Raw genomic sequence first — 15,495 nt, forward strand, 5'->3', positions numbered from 1 at the left:
CAATACTGACCGCCCCCAACAACACGGGTGGTGGGGGGGGGGGGTGGGGGGGGTCATCCCCCCGCCACCCCTCGGCTTCGAGTGTCCCTCGGCGTAGAAAACATGCTCTCACGTGGGGATATAGTACGTTGTTATTAGAGGAAAAGTAAATTTTGGACTTCATCATATGCGAGATACTTAGGCCAGCCTCGGCGGTGGAGGGTGGCGGGCAGGGGGGGGGCGCCACCCCGCCACCCCGCCACCCTTGCCGGAAAACCAACTTTGACCTGCGTGGATATAGGGTGGCGGGTGCCGCCACCCTTCGTAGATAGCCGCCACCCTCTATGTTCTCCCCGCCCCTGTCGGCCTCTGAGCCTCGGCGTTCAGCGCTGTGCGCCCGAGAAGTGAAGAAAGTCCATCAGCGAAGCTGTGGGCACCGATTCCGGCGATCGTGGGGGGCTGTCTGCGGTGTCGGCCGGCGAACCGAGTGAGTGGGCGACAGTGAATGGCTGTCCACCGACTACCGATCGACACGGGTGTTAGTCTCGCTCACCATCGCGGGGGAATCCCTCCCGCTCACCGCCCCCTCGCTGCGGAGGATCTCCATGACGCCCATCTCAGCCACCCGGTTCCGTAGGTGGCTCGCCGCGCCGTCGGCACTGCCGTGGATCGTTCTCGTGCTCGCCGGGGTACTGGCCGCGGGCATCGTCGCTGTCGTCACCATCGAGTGGCCGCTGGGTCTGCCTCTGGGCTTGGCAGCCGCGGTCACTGCGGCGTCCGGTGCCGGGTACGTGATTGAGCAGCGCGATAGCCGGCGGCTGGCACGGCAGGGTTGGGGCAGCCTCCCTGTGCCCGTCGGACCGACGGTCGACCCCGACCGTCCTGAGGCATCGTGACGACCCACCGCCTCCTCACCAAGGATGCCTGGCGTCAGCTGGTTCGTCGCGCAGCGCTCGTCGTGGCGGCGCTGTTGGCCCTCATCGTGACTGTGGCGGGTTTTGCCGGCCTATGCCTACTCGCACCCCGACTAGGCCTGTCGTCGCCGTCCTGAGCCTCGTGGCCGCGTTGTGCGATGCCGCCGAGGTCGGCCTGGAGAAAACCGGTTACCCTGCAAAGTCGACGCGGGTCCCTGCCCACCGCAGGCAGCCGCGTTTCCGGGCTGCGGGCTGCCCGCCCCGTCTGCCTACGGGGACCCCGTCGAGATATGTCCGGTGAATTGGGGAAACAGCAGTTTGCAATGCGCCCGAAGAGTCATGCATAAGATGTGCTGCACTGGGTTTCCGATCTTCTTGGTGAAATGCAACGCCGGGTGGTTCCTGTGGTATTTTTCCGCAGTTTCCGGGTAGTGGAAAAAGCTGCGAGAACCGTGTTATTCTGTTTCGTGACACAGGCCCGATGCGGCGTCGTCGCCCACGATCGCCGGGAAGCCGTGTCTGTGCAGTACACCGTAAGTCCGCCACAGCCTACAAGGAGTAACCAATCATGGCCCAGAAAACCGTCACTCAGATCATCGACGACCTCACCGACGAGGTGATCTCGGAGAATGACAACCACATCACCATCCACGTCGATCACGGAAACGGCCGCGTTCGTCAGTTCGACACCACCGCGGAGAACCTGTCGAATGTCGCCACCGGCGACGAGAACGCCCTTCGACTGGCCGACCCGGAGGCCGGCTCCGTCCCGCAGCGTGGAACCCGCAAGTCAAGCAGGGCTACCCCGATTCGCCAGTCCAACCGCACCAAGCGGGTGCGCAACTGGGCCCGTGACAACGGCTACGAGGTCCACGAGCGCGGGCGGATCAGCAGCGAGGTCTTCGACGCCTACAACAAGGCACACGCCGCGTAGGGGGAGTGACCCTCCCTCCCTCCCTCCCTCCCAACCCGCACATCGCGAAGCCCCCGGCCGAGAGTTCCTGGCCGGGGGCTTCGTTTGCTGCCGGAGACCGACAACAAGTGTCGCGGCGGTATACCGCTACAGCAACATAGCGCTACAGCCGCGCAACGGAAGGACTACAACGTTGTGTCCGCGCGGCGCTGCAGCGCTTTCGCTGTAACGCTACAGCGCCAAGATATCGGGCCCATCCCCACACCCACTGCCGCCACAGCACCACCGATACCCAAGGAGACCCCACCGATGTGCCAGGCATGCGATGACCCGCGCGGAGGGTACCGCTGCGACGATGGCCCAATCATCCGGTTCCGGCTGTGAAAGCGCCAGGAATCCAAGCGCTACTGCCGACACTTCGCCGAAAAGATCTTCGACCTCTCCGGAGACCGGGACCTGTCCCGCCGAGCCAAGTCCGCCAGGATCAGCTCTATGGAGCAGCTCACCCACGCCGCCGACATGATGGTCGACGCCATGGGTGTGTTCTTTCAGCGCCCGGACTGGCACGCCAGTCCGTTCCGCGGTGACTAGAGCTGGGCGACCAGATCGTTGGAGCTGCGTCCGCGTGCGCGCCAGCGGCGCGCCATACCGGCTAGCCGGTCGGCCATCTCGTTGCCGTGCACTCCGGCGTGGCCCTCGCTCCACCCCAGCACCACCTCGACGCCACGCGCCCGGGCGTCGGTGAGCACGCTGCGTAGGCAGACGCGCAGATGCTCGACGGCGGCGTTCTCGCGCGGGTGAGTCTCCTGGGCCAGGCCGATGGCAGCCTTGGAGTCCGTGGAGATCTTCAGGGAGTGGGTCCGGGTGGAGAACACAGCCACGGCCGTGGCGATGCCGAGCACCTCGGCGTCGAGTGACGCCGGCGGGGCGTCGCGACGCACGGTGGCCACCGCAACCTGCCGCGCACCGTGGGCGACGACGCCCGCGGCGGCGGCCACGTCGTCACGTACGGAGCCGTCAGTAAACACCTGCAGGTGTTCGCTGCGCCGGACGTTGACGGGCAGCCGGTAGTCCACCTGCGCGCCGAACAGTTCGGCGACCCACCCGGCCTGGGTGATCACGGCGTCGGCGCCGGGGAGGTCTGTGCCCTTGCCGGTGGAGGTGAGTTCCCCGGTGCGGGTGAGGGTCTGCAGGTCAAGCCAGTCGTGGTGCGCGGTGAGGTCGGGGACACGGAAAGTTCGCACGTCCGCGCCCCGCCGCTCGCGCACGGTGCCGGCGACGTCGGGGGCCACGAACGGCTCGGGTCGGGCTGCAGGGTCCGGCGGTCGCAGATCCAGCAGGATGAGCCCGTCGGTGTCGGTGCGGTCGATCATCTGGCCCAGGGCGTCGGCGGCCACGGAGGCCGCGGATCCAGGCACCGCGGTGGCGATGGCCTTGCTGCGCAGCTGCGAGGGCGAGACCCCGGAGGTGCACCGCATGGCGAACGTAATGGGAGCAGGGACCGGATTGATAGTGACCATGATGGCTGCTGCGCGGGGAAGCATGGAGTCGCCGGAAGCGGCCAGCACCACCGCCCGAGAGCTGGTGAGCACCCGGTGAAGGCTGGCGAGGTAGACCCGTAGCCGGGTGCCGAGGATCGTGGGCCAGGTTCGAGGATCGGTATCCGGGGTGCCCAGGTGGCTGCGGCGGGCACGGAGACGGCGTTGTGTGGGCATGGATGCCGGAGTTGGGGCAGGCATTGGTCGTGGGTCCTTTCAGGGGTGTTCACCACAGCAGGTTGCTGCAGCGGGTCTGGTAGCTCCCAGGATACCTCCTGGCATACCACCCTGGCGCGTCCACCCCGTGTGGTCTGGCATTACGTGGGTTGCTGGTCCGGAAGAATCGTGGAACTGTAGAGGGAACCAGCACCGGGTGCTCAGACAGAATCAGGGTATTTCAGCTATCAGTAGCGCCGGTGGCCAGACGCACAAGGAGATGGCTTCCATGTAACGCAACGACGATTGTCATCCGTAGGGGGCGTTGCCGCCGTCATTGGTTTTCGTCCCCGAACGTTTTAGGACCGCCGCCGACTGATCACAGTGGCGGCCTACCAGGTATTTTCAAGCGACTTTCTTGGCGGAACGGCCGCTTGGGGCGTGCTCGCGCGCGTGCCCCACTGATACCGTTTACTCATAAATGAGTACTTGACCTGTGATCAATTAACCGAACCCGAGGCGATCACACCACGACGCTCCGGGATTTTAGAGACAGAGGAAAAGCAGATGCCCCAGGAAGCCTTTGCCCACATCGCTCCCCGAAGTATCCGGAAGATCAGCGAGGAAGAGCTGATCAAGGCGTGGGAGAACCGCGAGACGGATCGAAAAGGGTCCCTGGCGGTGTTCTCCCACGCGGCGTTCAGCTACCGAAAAGGCGACATGTCCCGGATCCTGGAGTGCGACCCCAAGGAGCTCCGACAGTTCCTGGCGCCGAAGCTCCCGCCGGAGACGGTCGCCGACATCAAGCCGCTACTGCCCACCGGCCACCCCAGCTCGCACGAGCGCCAGATCACCGGCGACCCGGCGGCGCTGGACCGCTACATCGGTTGGCTGCGCTACGTCGGCTGGTACCAGGAGGAGATCGCCCGCTCGATCGGTTTGTCCCGTCAGACCGTGGTCAAGGACAACCCGTCGGGTGAGGTCGTCCCGCCGCCCGACCGCGAGGAACGTCTCCCGCGCCCGCAGCGGGTGAAGTTCTACCCGCTGCGCATGGTCCCGGGCTACATCTTCGAGGACGGCGCACCGCCGCGGTTCTACAAGAGCCACCTGCCGAAGTACATCCAGGAGAAGTTGGTCGATCTCGACACGAAGGTCGCCGAGGCCTACGTGCGTGAGTCACAGGCGGATGGCCGCGATAAGCAGAAGCGCCGCGAGATGATCCGGCGCACCGAGCTGGCACTGGTGACCTACGCGCGGGAGATTCAGAAGGAGGAGCATGTCTCGCTGAACTCCATGTCGGATCTGCTGCGCCCCGGCAACCGCAACTACATCGCCCGCATGGCCCGCCGGCACGGGTTCGATGTGTACGTCGCCGAGAGCGTGCGTGCGGTGAGCCCGGTGGCCAGGCACTGGGAGATGTCACGGTCGTCGTCCGCCCGCGCCTTCGACACGCTGAACAAGCGCCGCCGCGAACAGGAGGAGAAGGCGAAGGTCGAAGCTCAGCGCAAGAAGGACGAGGAGCAGGGACGTGACGCCTAAGCGGCGCCGATCCCGCCTGGCGACCGTTCGACAGGCCAACCCGTGGCGTAGCCGGGGAGTGGACCGCCGCGGGCGGCGATACACCCGTCGGCGTGCCGTGACCCCGGGCAACAGCGTGCGTGGCTGGTTGATCTTTGTGTTGACGGTCGTGCTCATCGTCAGCTTCATTAACGTCGGGTGGGAGGCGCTGTTTGGCTGACCCGAAGAAACCCCCGCCGCGTGATGCGGCGGGGGTTTCCTGTTGCCCCTGGGGGAGCGCGCGGGGAGGAACCTGCGGGGCGGGGGTCAGGCGTCGAACAGGGACTCCTGGCCGGCGATCTCGCGGTGGAAAAACTTGTCCTCGTCGATGGACTCGATGTCGCCGATCGAGGCGACGAAGCGATCCAACTCCTCGACGTCAGCCTTGGGGTCGTCGGCGACCTGACGGGCCAGCTGGATGTACTTCGCCCGGGCGGAGGTGGCGAACGACGCGAAGTTCGGGTCGTCCGCGAACGCCGCCAGGTTGTGGTCGAGGTCCTCGAAGCAGTCGTCGATCATCTTGCCGCGCTCAGACGCCATCGTCGAGTCGTTGCGCGGGTCGCTGGGAACCTCGGTGAACTGGTCACCGAAGTCGTAGACCCGGCCGCCAGCGGTCGCGCCGTTGGCCGCGGCCTGATCCAGGTAGGCATGGGGGATCGCGCTGATGCCCTCCATGTACTCGCGGGAATCGTGAGAGACACCCTTGCGGGTCAACCTCGTCGCTGCGTCGCGGACGCGCTCAGCCTCGGCCGACAGACTGTCGGAATCCCACCCCAGAGCCTTGGCGGCGTCGTCCTCGCCGACCAGGACGCCCATGCTGATGACGCTCCGGATAGAGTCGCGGCGGTCCTCCATCTCCTGTGCTGCACGCTCACCGGCCGCGGCGTACCCCTCCGGGGTGTCGGCCCGCTGGGACAGGTCCTTGTCCCCGGCGGTGCGCAGATCCTCGTTCGCAGCAGCGTGCACCCGTTCCCACTGCTGTTCGTAGTCGAAGCTGGTGGGGGTCTCGCCCTCGGGCATGTCCAGGTACGTGTCACCGGCGGCGACATCGGCCCGGTTGTAGCGGTAGTCGGCAGCGTCGATGGCGCGGGCGCTTTCGCGCCGCGCCGTGACAGCCGCCTCGCGCAGGGCCTCGCCGCGCTCCGGGTCGCCCTTGGCGTGTGCATCGGTCGCCGCCTCGTCGAGGGCAGCGGCGGACTCCACGGCAACGCGGGCTGCCTCCTCCAGACGGCGGCGATCGCCGATCGACAGGTCGCGGGGATCCGCTTCCTCGCGCGCGTCAAGGGCGGCCTTCACCTCGTCAAGGGCGGGCTGGGAGGTATCAGTGATGATCCGGTCGGTCTCCGCGCGGGCCTCGGCGACCATTCTGTCGATCTCGTCGCCCACCTCGGAGGTGTCGCCCTGCTCCGCCGCACCGGTCTCGGTCGTGGCGTCGCCGGCCAGACGGGAAGCGTCGGCGTCCAGCTCGTCGACACGAGCGGCGTGGGCACTGCGCAACTCACCCTCGCGCTCGTCGAGCTGGACCAGGGTTGCCTCGTGGCGTGCGGCCACCCGATCGCGTCCCCGTTCGTAGGCAGACTCGGCCAGCTGCTCGGAACGGTCGCGCGCCGCCTCGATCTCGCCGATCTGCTCGGCGAACGACTCGTCCTCGGTCTTGCGGTCGTGCTCGTTGACCAGTCGAGCCGCGGCAAGATCCTCGGGGCTCATCTGAAGGGATTCCGCCAGCTCGTTGAGGTCGGTGTTCTCCTCGGCGATGCGGCGGGCCTCCTCGCGGCACTCGGCTTCCGCCGCAGCCTCGGCCGCCTCAGCGGCGGCACGTTCCTCGGCGTCGACCTTGGCCTGCTTGGCGTCCTGGTCAGCCTTGGCCTTCGACATGGCCTTGGCGATCGCTTCGCCGGAGCTGCGGTCGATGTGGATGAGGTTGGCTCCGGTGCCGGGCATCTCGTTGTCGAAGGAGTCGGGGCAGCGGCCCAGGGCGTCGGCGATGACGGGCATGTCGGCGGGGCTGGCCTTCAGGACCTGCTTGCCCATGGCGCTGCCGTACTCGCGCGACACCGCGGATGCGAGCTCGCGGCGTAGGGCGTTGTTGTTCTCCCGTCGGACTCGGGAGGTCGACGAGTTGGACTTGGAGTTCTCGCATCGGCGCCCCTTGGGCAAAAGGTCGGAACATGCGCGGCACATGGGTGGTACTCCGTTTCGTTGGGGATCATCTACGTGTGGTGTACGTATCACTGTGGCTTCACAGTAGGTGGTCCCTGAAACGTGCATCAAGGCGAACGGGCATGTCAGAGCAGATTAGTGGCCCGGTCTACCCGGAGGTTATGTCCACTACTCCTGATTTACTGATTGTGAGGGTCTGTGTGTCAACCCCGCTCCCGGCAGAGGCGAGTAAACCGGAAATGTCGGATAGTGACCAACCGCTGTTTCCGGCACCCGCCCCGGGCGCACTGCGGGCGCCGGTGGGGCGGTGATGACCGGGATCGGCGACGGCGTTCAGGGCGGCTCGGTAGATCCGCGCTACCGCCCGCAGCGTCTCGGCCGACGACGTAGCCAACCCGAGGGCTTCCGGGCCCTGCCACAGCGGGTGGAAGTGGTGACCGGTGCCCAGCAGCGGGTTGCGGGCCTGCAGGCGCGTTAGGACCTCGCCGTCGTCGGCGAGGGCGGCCACCTGGTAGTCGATTGACCACCCGGTGTCGGTGAGACCGTGGGTGATCCGCAGTGCGGACACGGCGACAGCACCGCACGTGCCGATCGCCCGGTCGGGGATGACCTCGACATCGAGGTGCTCGCGAGTTTCCGTGTCCCCCTGCGCCGGGGTGCGGGTGACGCGCACCATGACCCCGGCCAGACCGGCGAGGTCGGCTTCACCCAGCGGGGCCCACCCGTGCGGCAGTGCTTCCGCCTGTCGGCGGGTCGTGGCCTGCGCGCTGAGGTCGGCGTCCACCAGCTCGGCGGCCGCCGTGGGGCCGTGGTGCAGCCACGCCTCCATGGTCAGGTCGGACCACGGGTGGTGCAGGATGAGCTCCGCCATCCCCGGGAACAGCAGGGTGGCCGCACCGGCCGGCGAGATCGCCACCGACGCTCCGGTTCTCGATTGCCCCGCGGCAATCCCGCGTCGGGCGGCAGCGTAGGCCCCCGGACCGTGCGTGGCGGTGATCACCCGGTCGTCACCGCGGTTGTGCAGGCGAGCGGGGACAAGCATCAGGCCTCGGTCCGGGTGGCCTGAATCCCCACCGACGGCGCCCACCTCGGCCAGGGCGACGCCGACCTCGGCCTGTGCGGCGTTGAGGTAGCTGGTGGGGTCGTAGGCGGTGGGCAGCATGGTGAGGCTCTCGGTCTCTTGGCGGGTGGGGTTGTGCCGCTGAGCCTATCGCGGCCGGCGCCGCGCAGAGCCGGGCCCCGGACACCCGCCCGGTTGTCCGGGGCCGTTGGCGTGGGTGATGGGGCAGGCTCGCCAGGCTTGTCTGCGGCGCCGGTTAGCTGTAGACGTCCTTGATCTCGCGGTTGACCAGGTTGGCCCACGCGGAGGTTCCGGACTGGGTGAGGTTGCCGGAGTCGTTGACGTACCCGGGGTTGGAGTCGACCTCGGACTGCCAGTCGACGTAGCGGGTGTTGACGTTGTCCTCGGCGAACTGCCCGTAGCGGGCGTTGAGCTCGGCGCGCCACGGCTGCACGCGGTTGTTCAGCGCGCCCACGCCGACCAGCACCAGGGTGCGATCTGGTCCGACAGCGGTGCGCAGCGCCTCCAGGGTGCCGGTGCCGATGTCCTCGGTGTTGCCGAAGGCGAACACCACGGTTCCGCCCAAGGTGCCCATGTCGGGGTCCGGGTCGCCGGACTCCTCGGCGATGCGCACCCTCTCGATGGAGTTGATGACCTCGGCCGCCGACACGATCTCCTCGTCGGCGTGCCAGAAGTAGGCGTGCCCGGTGATGCCGATCGCCGGGCTGTAGCGCACCGCGTTGGCCGACAGCCGGTCGCCCCACCAGGAGAACATCGGGTCAGTCGGGGTGGAGTCCTCCGGTTCAGGCATGCCCTCCCGGGTGGCGTAACCGCCTCCGGCCGCGGTGTCGTCGGATTCGCTCGACTCGGTGGTCACGGTGCGCTCGCGGCCGGTGTCGGAGCCGCCACCCAGCAGGAAGATACCGGCGAATGCGGCACCGCCGAGGATCGCCAGGCTGACGAAGATGGCTAGCAGGATCTTCAGCCAGCCGGGGAGCCCCGAGTTCTCGGGGTACTCCGGATCAGGTGATGCGAGGGGGTATCCGGGCGGGCCGGGTGGCGGTGCATCTGGTCCGTCCCCGACGACCGGAATGACCGCGGTCTCATCCAGCGCCCCGGTCGAACCTGCGGGGGACCGGTCGGCCCACACGGTGTCGACGTCGTCGAAGTAGGCGGCGACCTCGTCCGGGTCCTCGCCGGCGTACATCCGGCGCTGTTCCTCGGTCATCTCGGGGCGCGTGGTGGGCTTGGCGCTGAGCAGGCGTGGCGAGGGGAGATTGGTGTCGCCGGGTCGGGTGGAGTTCACGGTGGCTCGCTTCCTTTGGAGGTGGCTGTGGGGCGTCTCTTGGGGCGGGGTTGGCGGTTAGTCGGAGACGGGAGTGCCGTGCATCGAGGCGTCGACGTACTCATTGAACGCCGGGACCACGTCGTCGAAGGTGAGCGCCTGAATCTCGTCCTGCGACAGGGCCGACATATCCGCTCCACGCAGACGCTTGGCGCGTCGCAGGTTCGCCCGCTGCACCAGGTTCCGGGCGAAGCCTCCGTTACCCAGGTCGTCCATGATCGTCTTGGCTCCGGTGACGTTGCGCTCGTGGAGTCGGCGGGCGGGACCGTTGTCGTCGGCGAGGAACTCGATTACGTCGTCCGCCAGCACCAGCCCGGTCTTCTCCGCCTCGGTCTGGGTTACGGCGGAGAACTGCTCCAGTTCGAACGAGCTGAAGCGGTTGGTGTTGGGCAGGCGGCGCTCCAGGCCGGGGTTGGTGCGCATGAGCCGCTGCATATCCTCCGGGTAGCCGGCGAAGACGAAGACGGTGGTTCCGATCAGCGGCTCCATGAGGCCGACCAGCGTGTTGATCGCCTGGATGCCGGCCGAGTCGGAGCCGGTGCTGCCCGTCGGGTCGGAGAGGAAGGCGTAGGTCTCGTCGATGAACAGCACCTTGTTCTTGGCCTGGGCGACCACGGCCTTGGTCTTCTCGCCAGTGCCGCCGATGTGCTTGTCGATGAAGTCCTCGGGCCCGGTGATCATCGGCTCGGGGTCGTCGACGATGCCGACGGAGGCCAGGTAGCGGGTGAAGGCGCGCACGATGGTGGACTTACCGGTACCCGGAGGGCCCTCGAAGCGCTGGTTGTAGTTGGCCGGGTTGGTCGTCAGCCCGCGGCGCTCCATCTCCTGGTTGACCACCATCAGGTCGGCGACGGCGTGCAGATTCTCCTTGACCGCCACCATGCCGATCTGACGGGACAGCATCGACTCGGCCTCCTCGCGGTAGGAGCCGCGCTTCTCCTCGGCCTGCCGGGCGCGGGTGATCTCCGGGTCGTCCTCGGTGTTGACGTCCCACGGGTCAGTACGGGTGTGAACGAGCATGCGCGTGGTGGTTCGCAGCTTGCGGGTGTTGTCGTTCTGGGCCGCCTCAGCCTGGGCGGTGTAGTGCGTGACCACCGAGGCGGCCAGGTGGCTGGCGGCGCTGTCGAGGTCGCCACGGGTACGCAGGTACAGGCCGTGGCGCAGGTGGGCCCAGGCGGAGATCGCCGGCAGCGGGGACTCCTCGGCGACACGGAACGCTGCGCCCGCAGCCTCGTGGTTGTCCAGGCTCGCCAGCGCCATGCCCAGGCACGCCTGCGCGATGGCGTAGAGCTGCGGGTCGGCCAGGTTCTCGTCACCAACGGTGCGCTGCACGGCGTCGATGAGATCGCCCCACCGCTGGGATTCCAGGTACAGCGCCAGGCGGGCTGCCTGCAGCAGGGGCCGGCGCAGCATGCCGACATCGGTGAGTACGTCGTTGGCTTCGGCCAGGTCGCCGGACACGGCGAGCTCCAGGGCCCAGGCGCCGGCGACATCGTCGGAGGTGAGGATCGCCCAGGAGATTCCGAACGTCGTCCACCGGGCGAACACCGGCTGGGTGTCCATCGCCTGCGGCTCCTCGCCGCGTGCCTGCCGGGCGGTGTTGATCGCCAGGGTGATCAGGCTGCCGTAGGTCGCCCGGGTCCGGTAGGCCGCCGCCAGGGTGTCGTGGTCGATGGGCGGGGGCAGCGGCACGCTATCGCCGGCGCCGGCCGAGCGCACGGCGGACAGGTGCGCGCACTGGCCGGCTGCGATGGCCAGGATGTGTGCGTCGCACTGGTCGTCGCGGTCGTGTCCGGTGGGTGCGGCGAGGTAGCGGGCGGCACGCGTGGCACGCTCGGCGTCACCGCGGCCAAGGGCGTCGATGACGGACAGGGTCTCGTCGATCACCGCACGGGTGACCTTGTTCTCGACGCGGTGCGCTCCTCCGGGTCGCGGGGTGGGTGTGGTTTCGGATCCTCGGTGGCGGACCTTCATGGTGGTCTCCTTACGGTGTCGGGTCGGGTGGGTAGTTGGTGTCATGTACCTGTGTGCCAGGTAGCGTTGCGGCGTTGTGACGTCACGTGCGTGGTTGGTCTGACTGTATGCTCTGCGACTGTCCCAACACACGCTCCAGGACGCTGTCGCGGGCATCTGGGCTGCATGCCCCGGCTGTGGTGACCGCAGCCAGCACCAGCGGGATGATCAGCGTCCAGGACTTCAGCTTTGCCGGGGTGATTCCGGTGAACACCGGGGCGGCGGTCAGTCGGGTGCGTTTGGCGGGTGCCTTGGTCCGGGCCATGTCAATTCACCGTCCCGGAGATCACGAGGTCCTGCATCGCCGTGGCGTTCTGGACGTCGCTGCCGGATCCTCCGAACAGGTCGGTGGACTCACTGTTGCCCATGGCCTCCTCCGGGGGCACGGAGTCCTGGATCGCGATGGACATGGCCGGCGGGTTTTCTCCGTCGCCGTCGTTGGTCCGGATCGGGGAGTCGAACTCCAGGGTGAAGGTCTCGCGGCTGGGGATGACGTCGGCGGTGATCTGCTGGCCGCCGATGCGCACCAGGACTCGGGTGACCACCCGGTGGCGCAGCCACTCGTCATCGCCGGCCGGCTCGTGGACGTAGTTGAACCCCGGGGTGAACGAGATCGAGCTGACCGTCACCGAGCGGCGGAAGGTGATATTGGTCAGTGCACCGTCGTAGTTGCCGGGGCGTCCGCACACCCACGCCTCGTCCTCGGCTCCGACCGCCGCCAACGATGCGTCGGTGGAGGGATCGGCGCAGCGTCCGGACATCGAGTCGATCAGGTCGGTCAGCGGTGCGGCGGACCCGGTTGGTCCGGTGGTGTCGCTTCCTGGGTCGGAACCCGCCCCGGTGCTGCCGTTGTCGACCACGCTTCCGCCCGTTCCGACGGGCTGCTCATCGTCACCGCCGCCCAGGACCACGACCATCACCAGTACCAGCAGAACGATGATCACCGCTGCGGTGATCTTGCGACCGCGCGGCTGCTTCTTCGCCCACACCAGAGCGGCCGCCCCGGTGGCGGTGACCGGGGCGGTGATGCGCGCGAACTTCGAGTCTCCGGTGGTGGTGCCCTCGTTGGCGTAGTCGTTCACGATCGTTGGCGGGTTCTCGTCCACGGCGACGGGCGCGTCGGAGGTGTCGACGTCGGGCAGCTTGGGACCGCGGGGCGCGAACGTCGGCGCGGCCTCCGCAGCATCAGGGCCGTCGGAGCCGTCCCCACCGGCGTCCGCCTCGTCCGGGTCGTCAGGGCCGGTGTGGTAGCTGTCGTTTTCGGGCCCGTCCGGGTTGTCCATCTCGTCCGGGTCGTCGAGGTCGCCGTCTCCGTCACCGCGGCGGTACTTCGCCGACATCTCGACGATCGCCGCGATGTCACCGTCCGCCCCGATCGACTGGGAGACCACCTGGTTGGTCTGCGGTACCGGCGGGAGGTCTTCATCGTCGATCTGCAGCGCGGCGGGAACGTAGGTGTCGTGGTCCACCCGCGGCGGCCGCACGGGCTGTTTGGCCGCGGGGGGTCCTTCGCCGGCGCGTGCGAGGACTGACAGGTCGGCGCCACCGGCGTTGGCTATGTCGTCCATCGCGTCGCTGTTGAGCAGCTTCTCGGCGATGAGCGCGTCGAGTTCGTCTTCGCCGATCTCGGCGAGACGGGACATCGACAGCTCTTCGGCCGGCAGCTGCGTCGCGTGGAAAGCCATGGCGGTCCTCTCCGGAGGTTCTGGTGTCGAAATTGGTGTACACGTTCGTCGTGGGTGACCAACTAGGGATCACCCTGGTTACTGGTACCCACCTACTATGCTAGGGCCAACACGTTCGAGGAAAGGACCTGGAACCGCTATGGGCAAAAAGAAGTCCAACTCCTTGTCAATCGGCGCACTGATGCGCACTCCGATGAAGCCGAAGGTGAAGGATCGCGTGATGCTGGCTGCCCACATCAGTGGCGTGCTCGCTCTGCTCGGCGTTCTTGCGCTGTACATCGGTGGCGCGACGAAGCCTCCACCTGAACCGTTCACCGGTCAGTACATCACTCTCTACGAGCGGGTGAATGACTTCGCCGAGGACTACACGACGCTGTGGCTGGCCGGCACCGCCGACAACGAGGACACGTTGGCGTCGATGACCGCGGACTACGTAGACACCGGACTGCCGGACAACGGATACACGGTCAACAAGATCCGCACCTACGTCGTCAACGACGGTGAGACCGAGCCGGTGCAGGGACAGGACGGGGTCTACCTGTTCCCGGTGGAGGTGCGCGCCCAGGTGGTCGCTCCCGGTGGGCGTGGGGTGGAGTGGCTGACCTACCGACTCACGGTCACCGGCTACCACGACACGTTCAAGGCAGCGGCGACGCCGGCGCCGGCGAACACCACCCGGGTGCCCCACACGCTGAAGACGGCGTACGAGAACACGGCCAAGGTGGACTCCCCGCTGGGATCGTCGGTGTCGAACTTCGCGGATGCATACATGACCCCGGCCAACGCCTCGGGTTCGCTGGCGTCGACGGTGACCTCCGACTTCTCCGACTCGCCGGTGTCGTCCTCGCTGTGGCAGCAGGCCGAATTGACCGACATGCACTTCTACGCCGACAGCGCCTCGGTGACCCCGGACGCCGCGTCGGAGGGAGACACCCTGCACGTGCTGGCGACGATCCGGGCGGTGACGTCGAATGCGACGTGGTCGATCGTGCAATTGCCGTTGACGGTGCAGATGCAGTCCAACGGACAGTGGTCGGTGTCCGCGATCGACGAGGTGATCCAGGTCGGCGGAGTGGACACCAACAACACCGGGGAGTCGGCCCCCTCGACCACGCAGGGGGAGTAGCCGCTTGCGACCGTAGCGGTTCGCCCACAGCACAAGGCCCCGCCCACCAGAATCGCGTAACGGTGGGCGGGGCCTTGTGTTCGCCTCCGGTAGGGTCAGGCGGTTTGCACTAGATCCTGGGGTTCGTATAGCTCCGCCGGCACGGAGGTTCCGACCCGGCGGATGATGTCGCGGCACTGTTTGGCCGCCGCCTTCTGCATCGAGGTCTCGGCCTTCTGGGTCAGATCGACGCGCGGGTCGATCAGGTAGGCGTCGAGGTTGTCTTTGACGAAGGCGGCACGCTCGGCCGACAACCCCTGGACCATGAGCTCGGAGCCGTTGAGAACGGCGTCCGACACGGTGTGTAGCTTGGTCGTGGCGTTCTTGGGTGCCGTGTAGTTCGGCAGGTCGATCACGGTGAACGGGTCGTACGTCACGGTGCCGTTGATCGCGGGGACGGACTCGCTTCCGGCACGGAAGCCCACTCGCTTGTCGGGCTGACCGTGGTCGATCAGGATGGTGGAACGGGGGTCCTTCAGGGTGGCCATCGGAACGTTGGTCATGCGGTAGTGCAGGGCATCCTCGCGGGCGGCGTCGCGGGTGGTTCGCCCGAAACTCACCCGGGCGCGGTTGATCAGGCAGGCCCCGGCGTCCACGGTGGAGTGCACTCGTACGTGGGTGCTCGTCTCGCCCAGCACCCACAACCCCAGGCTGCGGTCGTGCACGGTGGCCCACACTGTTGCGTCCTCGGGCAGGTACCTGGATTCAGGGGCGGACATGCGGGCGACGAGCTCCAGATACATGCGGATGCAGCGGATGGAAGCGGGGGAGTCGTCTCCGGTGTACAGGTACAGCTTCATGTCATGTCCCTTCGGGGCGGGCTGGTGGTGACTCGGGGTCTTTTCGCTTCCGATGCGTCCGGGGTGGCTCAGAGTCTCGTTCACCGTGTGGTACGAACCCCGGCACGGGGTCTGGCACATCGTTCGTCACGCTAGATGTAGCACGCTGTGGCACACAGAATCCAGTATCGGTAGCCCTGTGGAAGAGATTGGGCTTTTGTGCCCCATGCG

General features: G+C 67.3%; 12 protein-coding genes. 4 read left to right on the forward strand and 8 right to left on the reverse strand.

Going from position 1 to position 15,495, the window contains the following annotated elements; all coding sequences use genetic code 11:
• The first annotated feature begins 584 nt into the window (after nucleotides 1-584).
• Nucleotides 585-875: a hypothetical protein gene (locus ACT3UN_RS14000; RefSeq protein WP_444657326.1), complete on the forward strand. Its 291-nt coding sequence runs from the start codon at nucleotides 585-587 to the stop codon at nucleotides 873-875.
• A gap of 586 nt (nucleotides 876-1,461) precedes the next feature.
• Entirely contained in the window at nucleotides 1,462-1,827 is a 366-nt protein-coding gene (locus ACT3UN_RS14005; protein ID WP_444657327.1) for an Lsr2 family DNA-binding protein, read from the forward strand.
• Between the two features lie 566 nt (nucleotides 1,828-2,393).
• On the opposite strand, the gene ACT3UN_RS14010 is transcribed toward ACT3UN_RS14005, so the two are convergent.
• Nucleotides 2,394-3,521: an RNase H family protein gene (locus tag ACT3UN_RS14010; RefSeq protein WP_444657328.1), complete on the reverse strand. Its 1,128-nt coding sequence runs from the start codon at nucleotides 3,519-3,521 to the stop codon at nucleotides 2,394-2,396.
• 546 nt (nucleotides 3,522-4,067) lie between these two features.
• Between ACT3UN_RS14010 and ACT3UN_RS14015 the strand changes: the two genes are divergently transcribed.
• The gene (locus ACT3UN_RS14015; RefSeq protein WP_444657329.1) at nucleotides 4,068-5,039 is read left to right on the forward strand and encodes a hypothetical protein; all 972 of its coding nucleotides are present in this window, start codon (nucleotides 4,068-4,070) and stop codon (nucleotides 5,037-5,039) included.
• A gap of 285 nt (nucleotides 5,040-5,324) precedes the next feature.
• Here the strand turns inward: ACT3UN_RS14015 and ACT3UN_RS14020 are convergent, their stop codons facing one another.
• The 6 genes from ACT3UN_RS14020 to ACT3UN_RS14045 all read right to left on the reverse strand — a co-directional run bounded on the left by ACT3UN_RS14020 (nucleotide 5,325) and on the right by ACT3UN_RS14045 (nucleotide 13,320).
• The gene (locus ACT3UN_RS14020; RefSeq protein WP_444657330.1) at nucleotides 5,325-7,238 is read right to left on the reverse strand and encodes a hypothetical protein; all 1,914 of its coding nucleotides are present in this window, start codon (nucleotides 7,236-7,238) and stop codon (nucleotides 5,325-5,327) included.
• A 127-nt stretch (nucleotides 7,239-7,365) separates the two neighbouring features.
• The gene (locus tag ACT3UN_RS14025) at nucleotides 7,366-8,379 is read right to left on the reverse strand and encodes a hypothetical protein (RefSeq protein ID WP_444657331.1); all 1,014 of its coding nucleotides are present in this window, start codon (nucleotides 8,377-8,379) and stop codon (nucleotides 7,366-7,368) included.
• A 154-nt stretch (nucleotides 8,380-8,533) separates the two neighbouring features.
• Entirely contained in the window at nucleotides 8,534-9,583 is a 1,050-nt protein-coding gene (locus tag ACT3UN_RS14030) for a hypothetical protein (RefSeq protein ID WP_444657332.1), read from the reverse strand.
• A gap of 57 nt (nucleotides 9,584-9,640) precedes the next feature.
• A complete protein-coding gene (locus ACT3UN_RS14035; protein ID WP_444657333.1) occupies nucleotides 9,641-11,596 on the reverse strand; it encodes an AAA family ATPase in 1,956 nt (651 codons plus the stop codon).
• Between the two features lie 82 nt (nucleotides 11,597-11,678).
• Complete coding sequence (locus ACT3UN_RS14040) at nucleotides 11,679-11,900, reverse strand: hypothetical protein (protein WP_444657334.1); 222 nt, start codon at nucleotides 11,898-11,900, stop codon at nucleotides 11,679-11,681.
• A gap of 1 nt (nucleotide 11,901) precedes the next feature.
• Nucleotides 11,902-13,320 (reverse strand): hypothetical protein, encoded by a 1,419-nt coding sequence (locus tag ACT3UN_RS14045; RefSeq protein WP_444657335.1) that lies wholly within the window; start codon nucleotides 13,318-13,320, stop codon nucleotides 11,902-11,904.
• Nucleotides 13,321-13,459: 139 nt separating this feature from the next.
• On the opposite strand from ACT3UN_RS14045, the gene ACT3UN_RS14050 reads away from it, so the two are divergent.
• Nucleotides 13,460-14,446 carry a hypothetical protein gene (locus ACT3UN_RS14050; protein WP_444657336.1) on the forward strand — a complete coding sequence of 329 codons (987 nt, stop codon included), beginning with the start codon at nucleotides 13,460-13,462 and terminating at the stop codon, nucleotides 14,444-14,446.
• Between the two features lie 95 nt (nucleotides 14,447-14,541).
• Here ACT3UN_RS14050 and ACT3UN_RS14055 read toward each other — a convergent pair whose 3' ends face one another.
• Nucleotides 14,542-15,285 carry a hypothetical protein gene (locus ACT3UN_RS14055; protein ID WP_444657337.1) on the reverse strand — a complete coding sequence of 248 codons (744 nt, stop codon included), beginning with the start codon at nucleotides 15,283-15,285 and terminating at the stop codon, nucleotides 14,542-14,544.
• Nucleotides 15,286-15,495: the final 210 nt, after the last annotated feature.

It is taken from the genome of Corynebacterium sp. AOP12-C2-36, assembly GCF_052379185.1.
Classification (GTDB): Bacteria; Actinomycetota; Actinomycetes; order Mycobacteriales; family Mycobacteriaceae; genus Corynebacterium.

Excerpts from the sequence above, each read along its gene's own strand:
- ACT3UN_RS14000 (WP_444657326.1), top strand. The coding sequence starts at position 585 with ATGACGCCCATCTCAGCCACCCGGTTCCGTAGGTGGCTCGCCGCGCCG.
- ACT3UN_RS14005 (WP_444657327.1), top strand. The coding sequence starts at position 1,462 with ATGGCCCAGAAAACCGTCACTCAGATCATCGACGACCTCACCGACGAG.
- ACT3UN_RS14010 (WP_444657328.1), bottom strand. The coding sequence starts at position 3,521 with ATGCCCACACAACGCCGTCTCCGTGCCCGCCGCAGCCACCTGGGCACC.
- ACT3UN_RS14015 (WP_444657329.1), top strand. The coding sequence starts at position 4,068 with ATGCCCCAGGAAGCCTTTGCCCACATCGCTCCCCGAAGTATCCGGAAG.
- ACT3UN_RS14020 (WP_444657330.1), bottom strand. The coding sequence starts at position 7,238 with ATGTGCCGCGCATGTTCCGACCTTTTGCCCAAGGGGCGCCGATGCGAG.
- ACT3UN_RS14025 (WP_444657331.1), bottom strand. The coding sequence starts at position 8,379 with ATGCTGCCCACCGCCTACGACCCCACCAGCTACCTCAACGCCGCACAG.
- ACT3UN_RS14035 (WP_444657333.1), bottom strand. The coding sequence starts at position 11,596 with ATGAAGGTCCGCCACCGAGGATCCGAAACCACACCCACCCCGCGACCC.
- ACT3UN_RS14040 (WP_444657334.1), bottom strand. The coding sequence starts at position 11,900 with ATGGCCCGGACCAAGGCACCCGCCAAACGCACCCGACTGACCGCCGCC.
- ACT3UN_RS14045 (WP_444657335.1), bottom strand. The coding sequence starts at position 13,320 with ATGGCTTTCCACGCGACGCAGCTGCCGGCCGAAGAGCTGTCGATGTCC.
- ACT3UN_RS14050 (WP_444657336.1), top strand. The coding sequence starts at position 13,460 with ATGGGCAAAAAGAAGTCCAACTCCTTGTCAATCGGCGCACTGATGCGC.
- ACT3UN_RS14055 (WP_444657337.1), bottom strand. The coding sequence starts at position 15,285 with ATGAAGCTGTACCTGTACACCGGAGACGACTCCCCCGCTTCCATCCGC.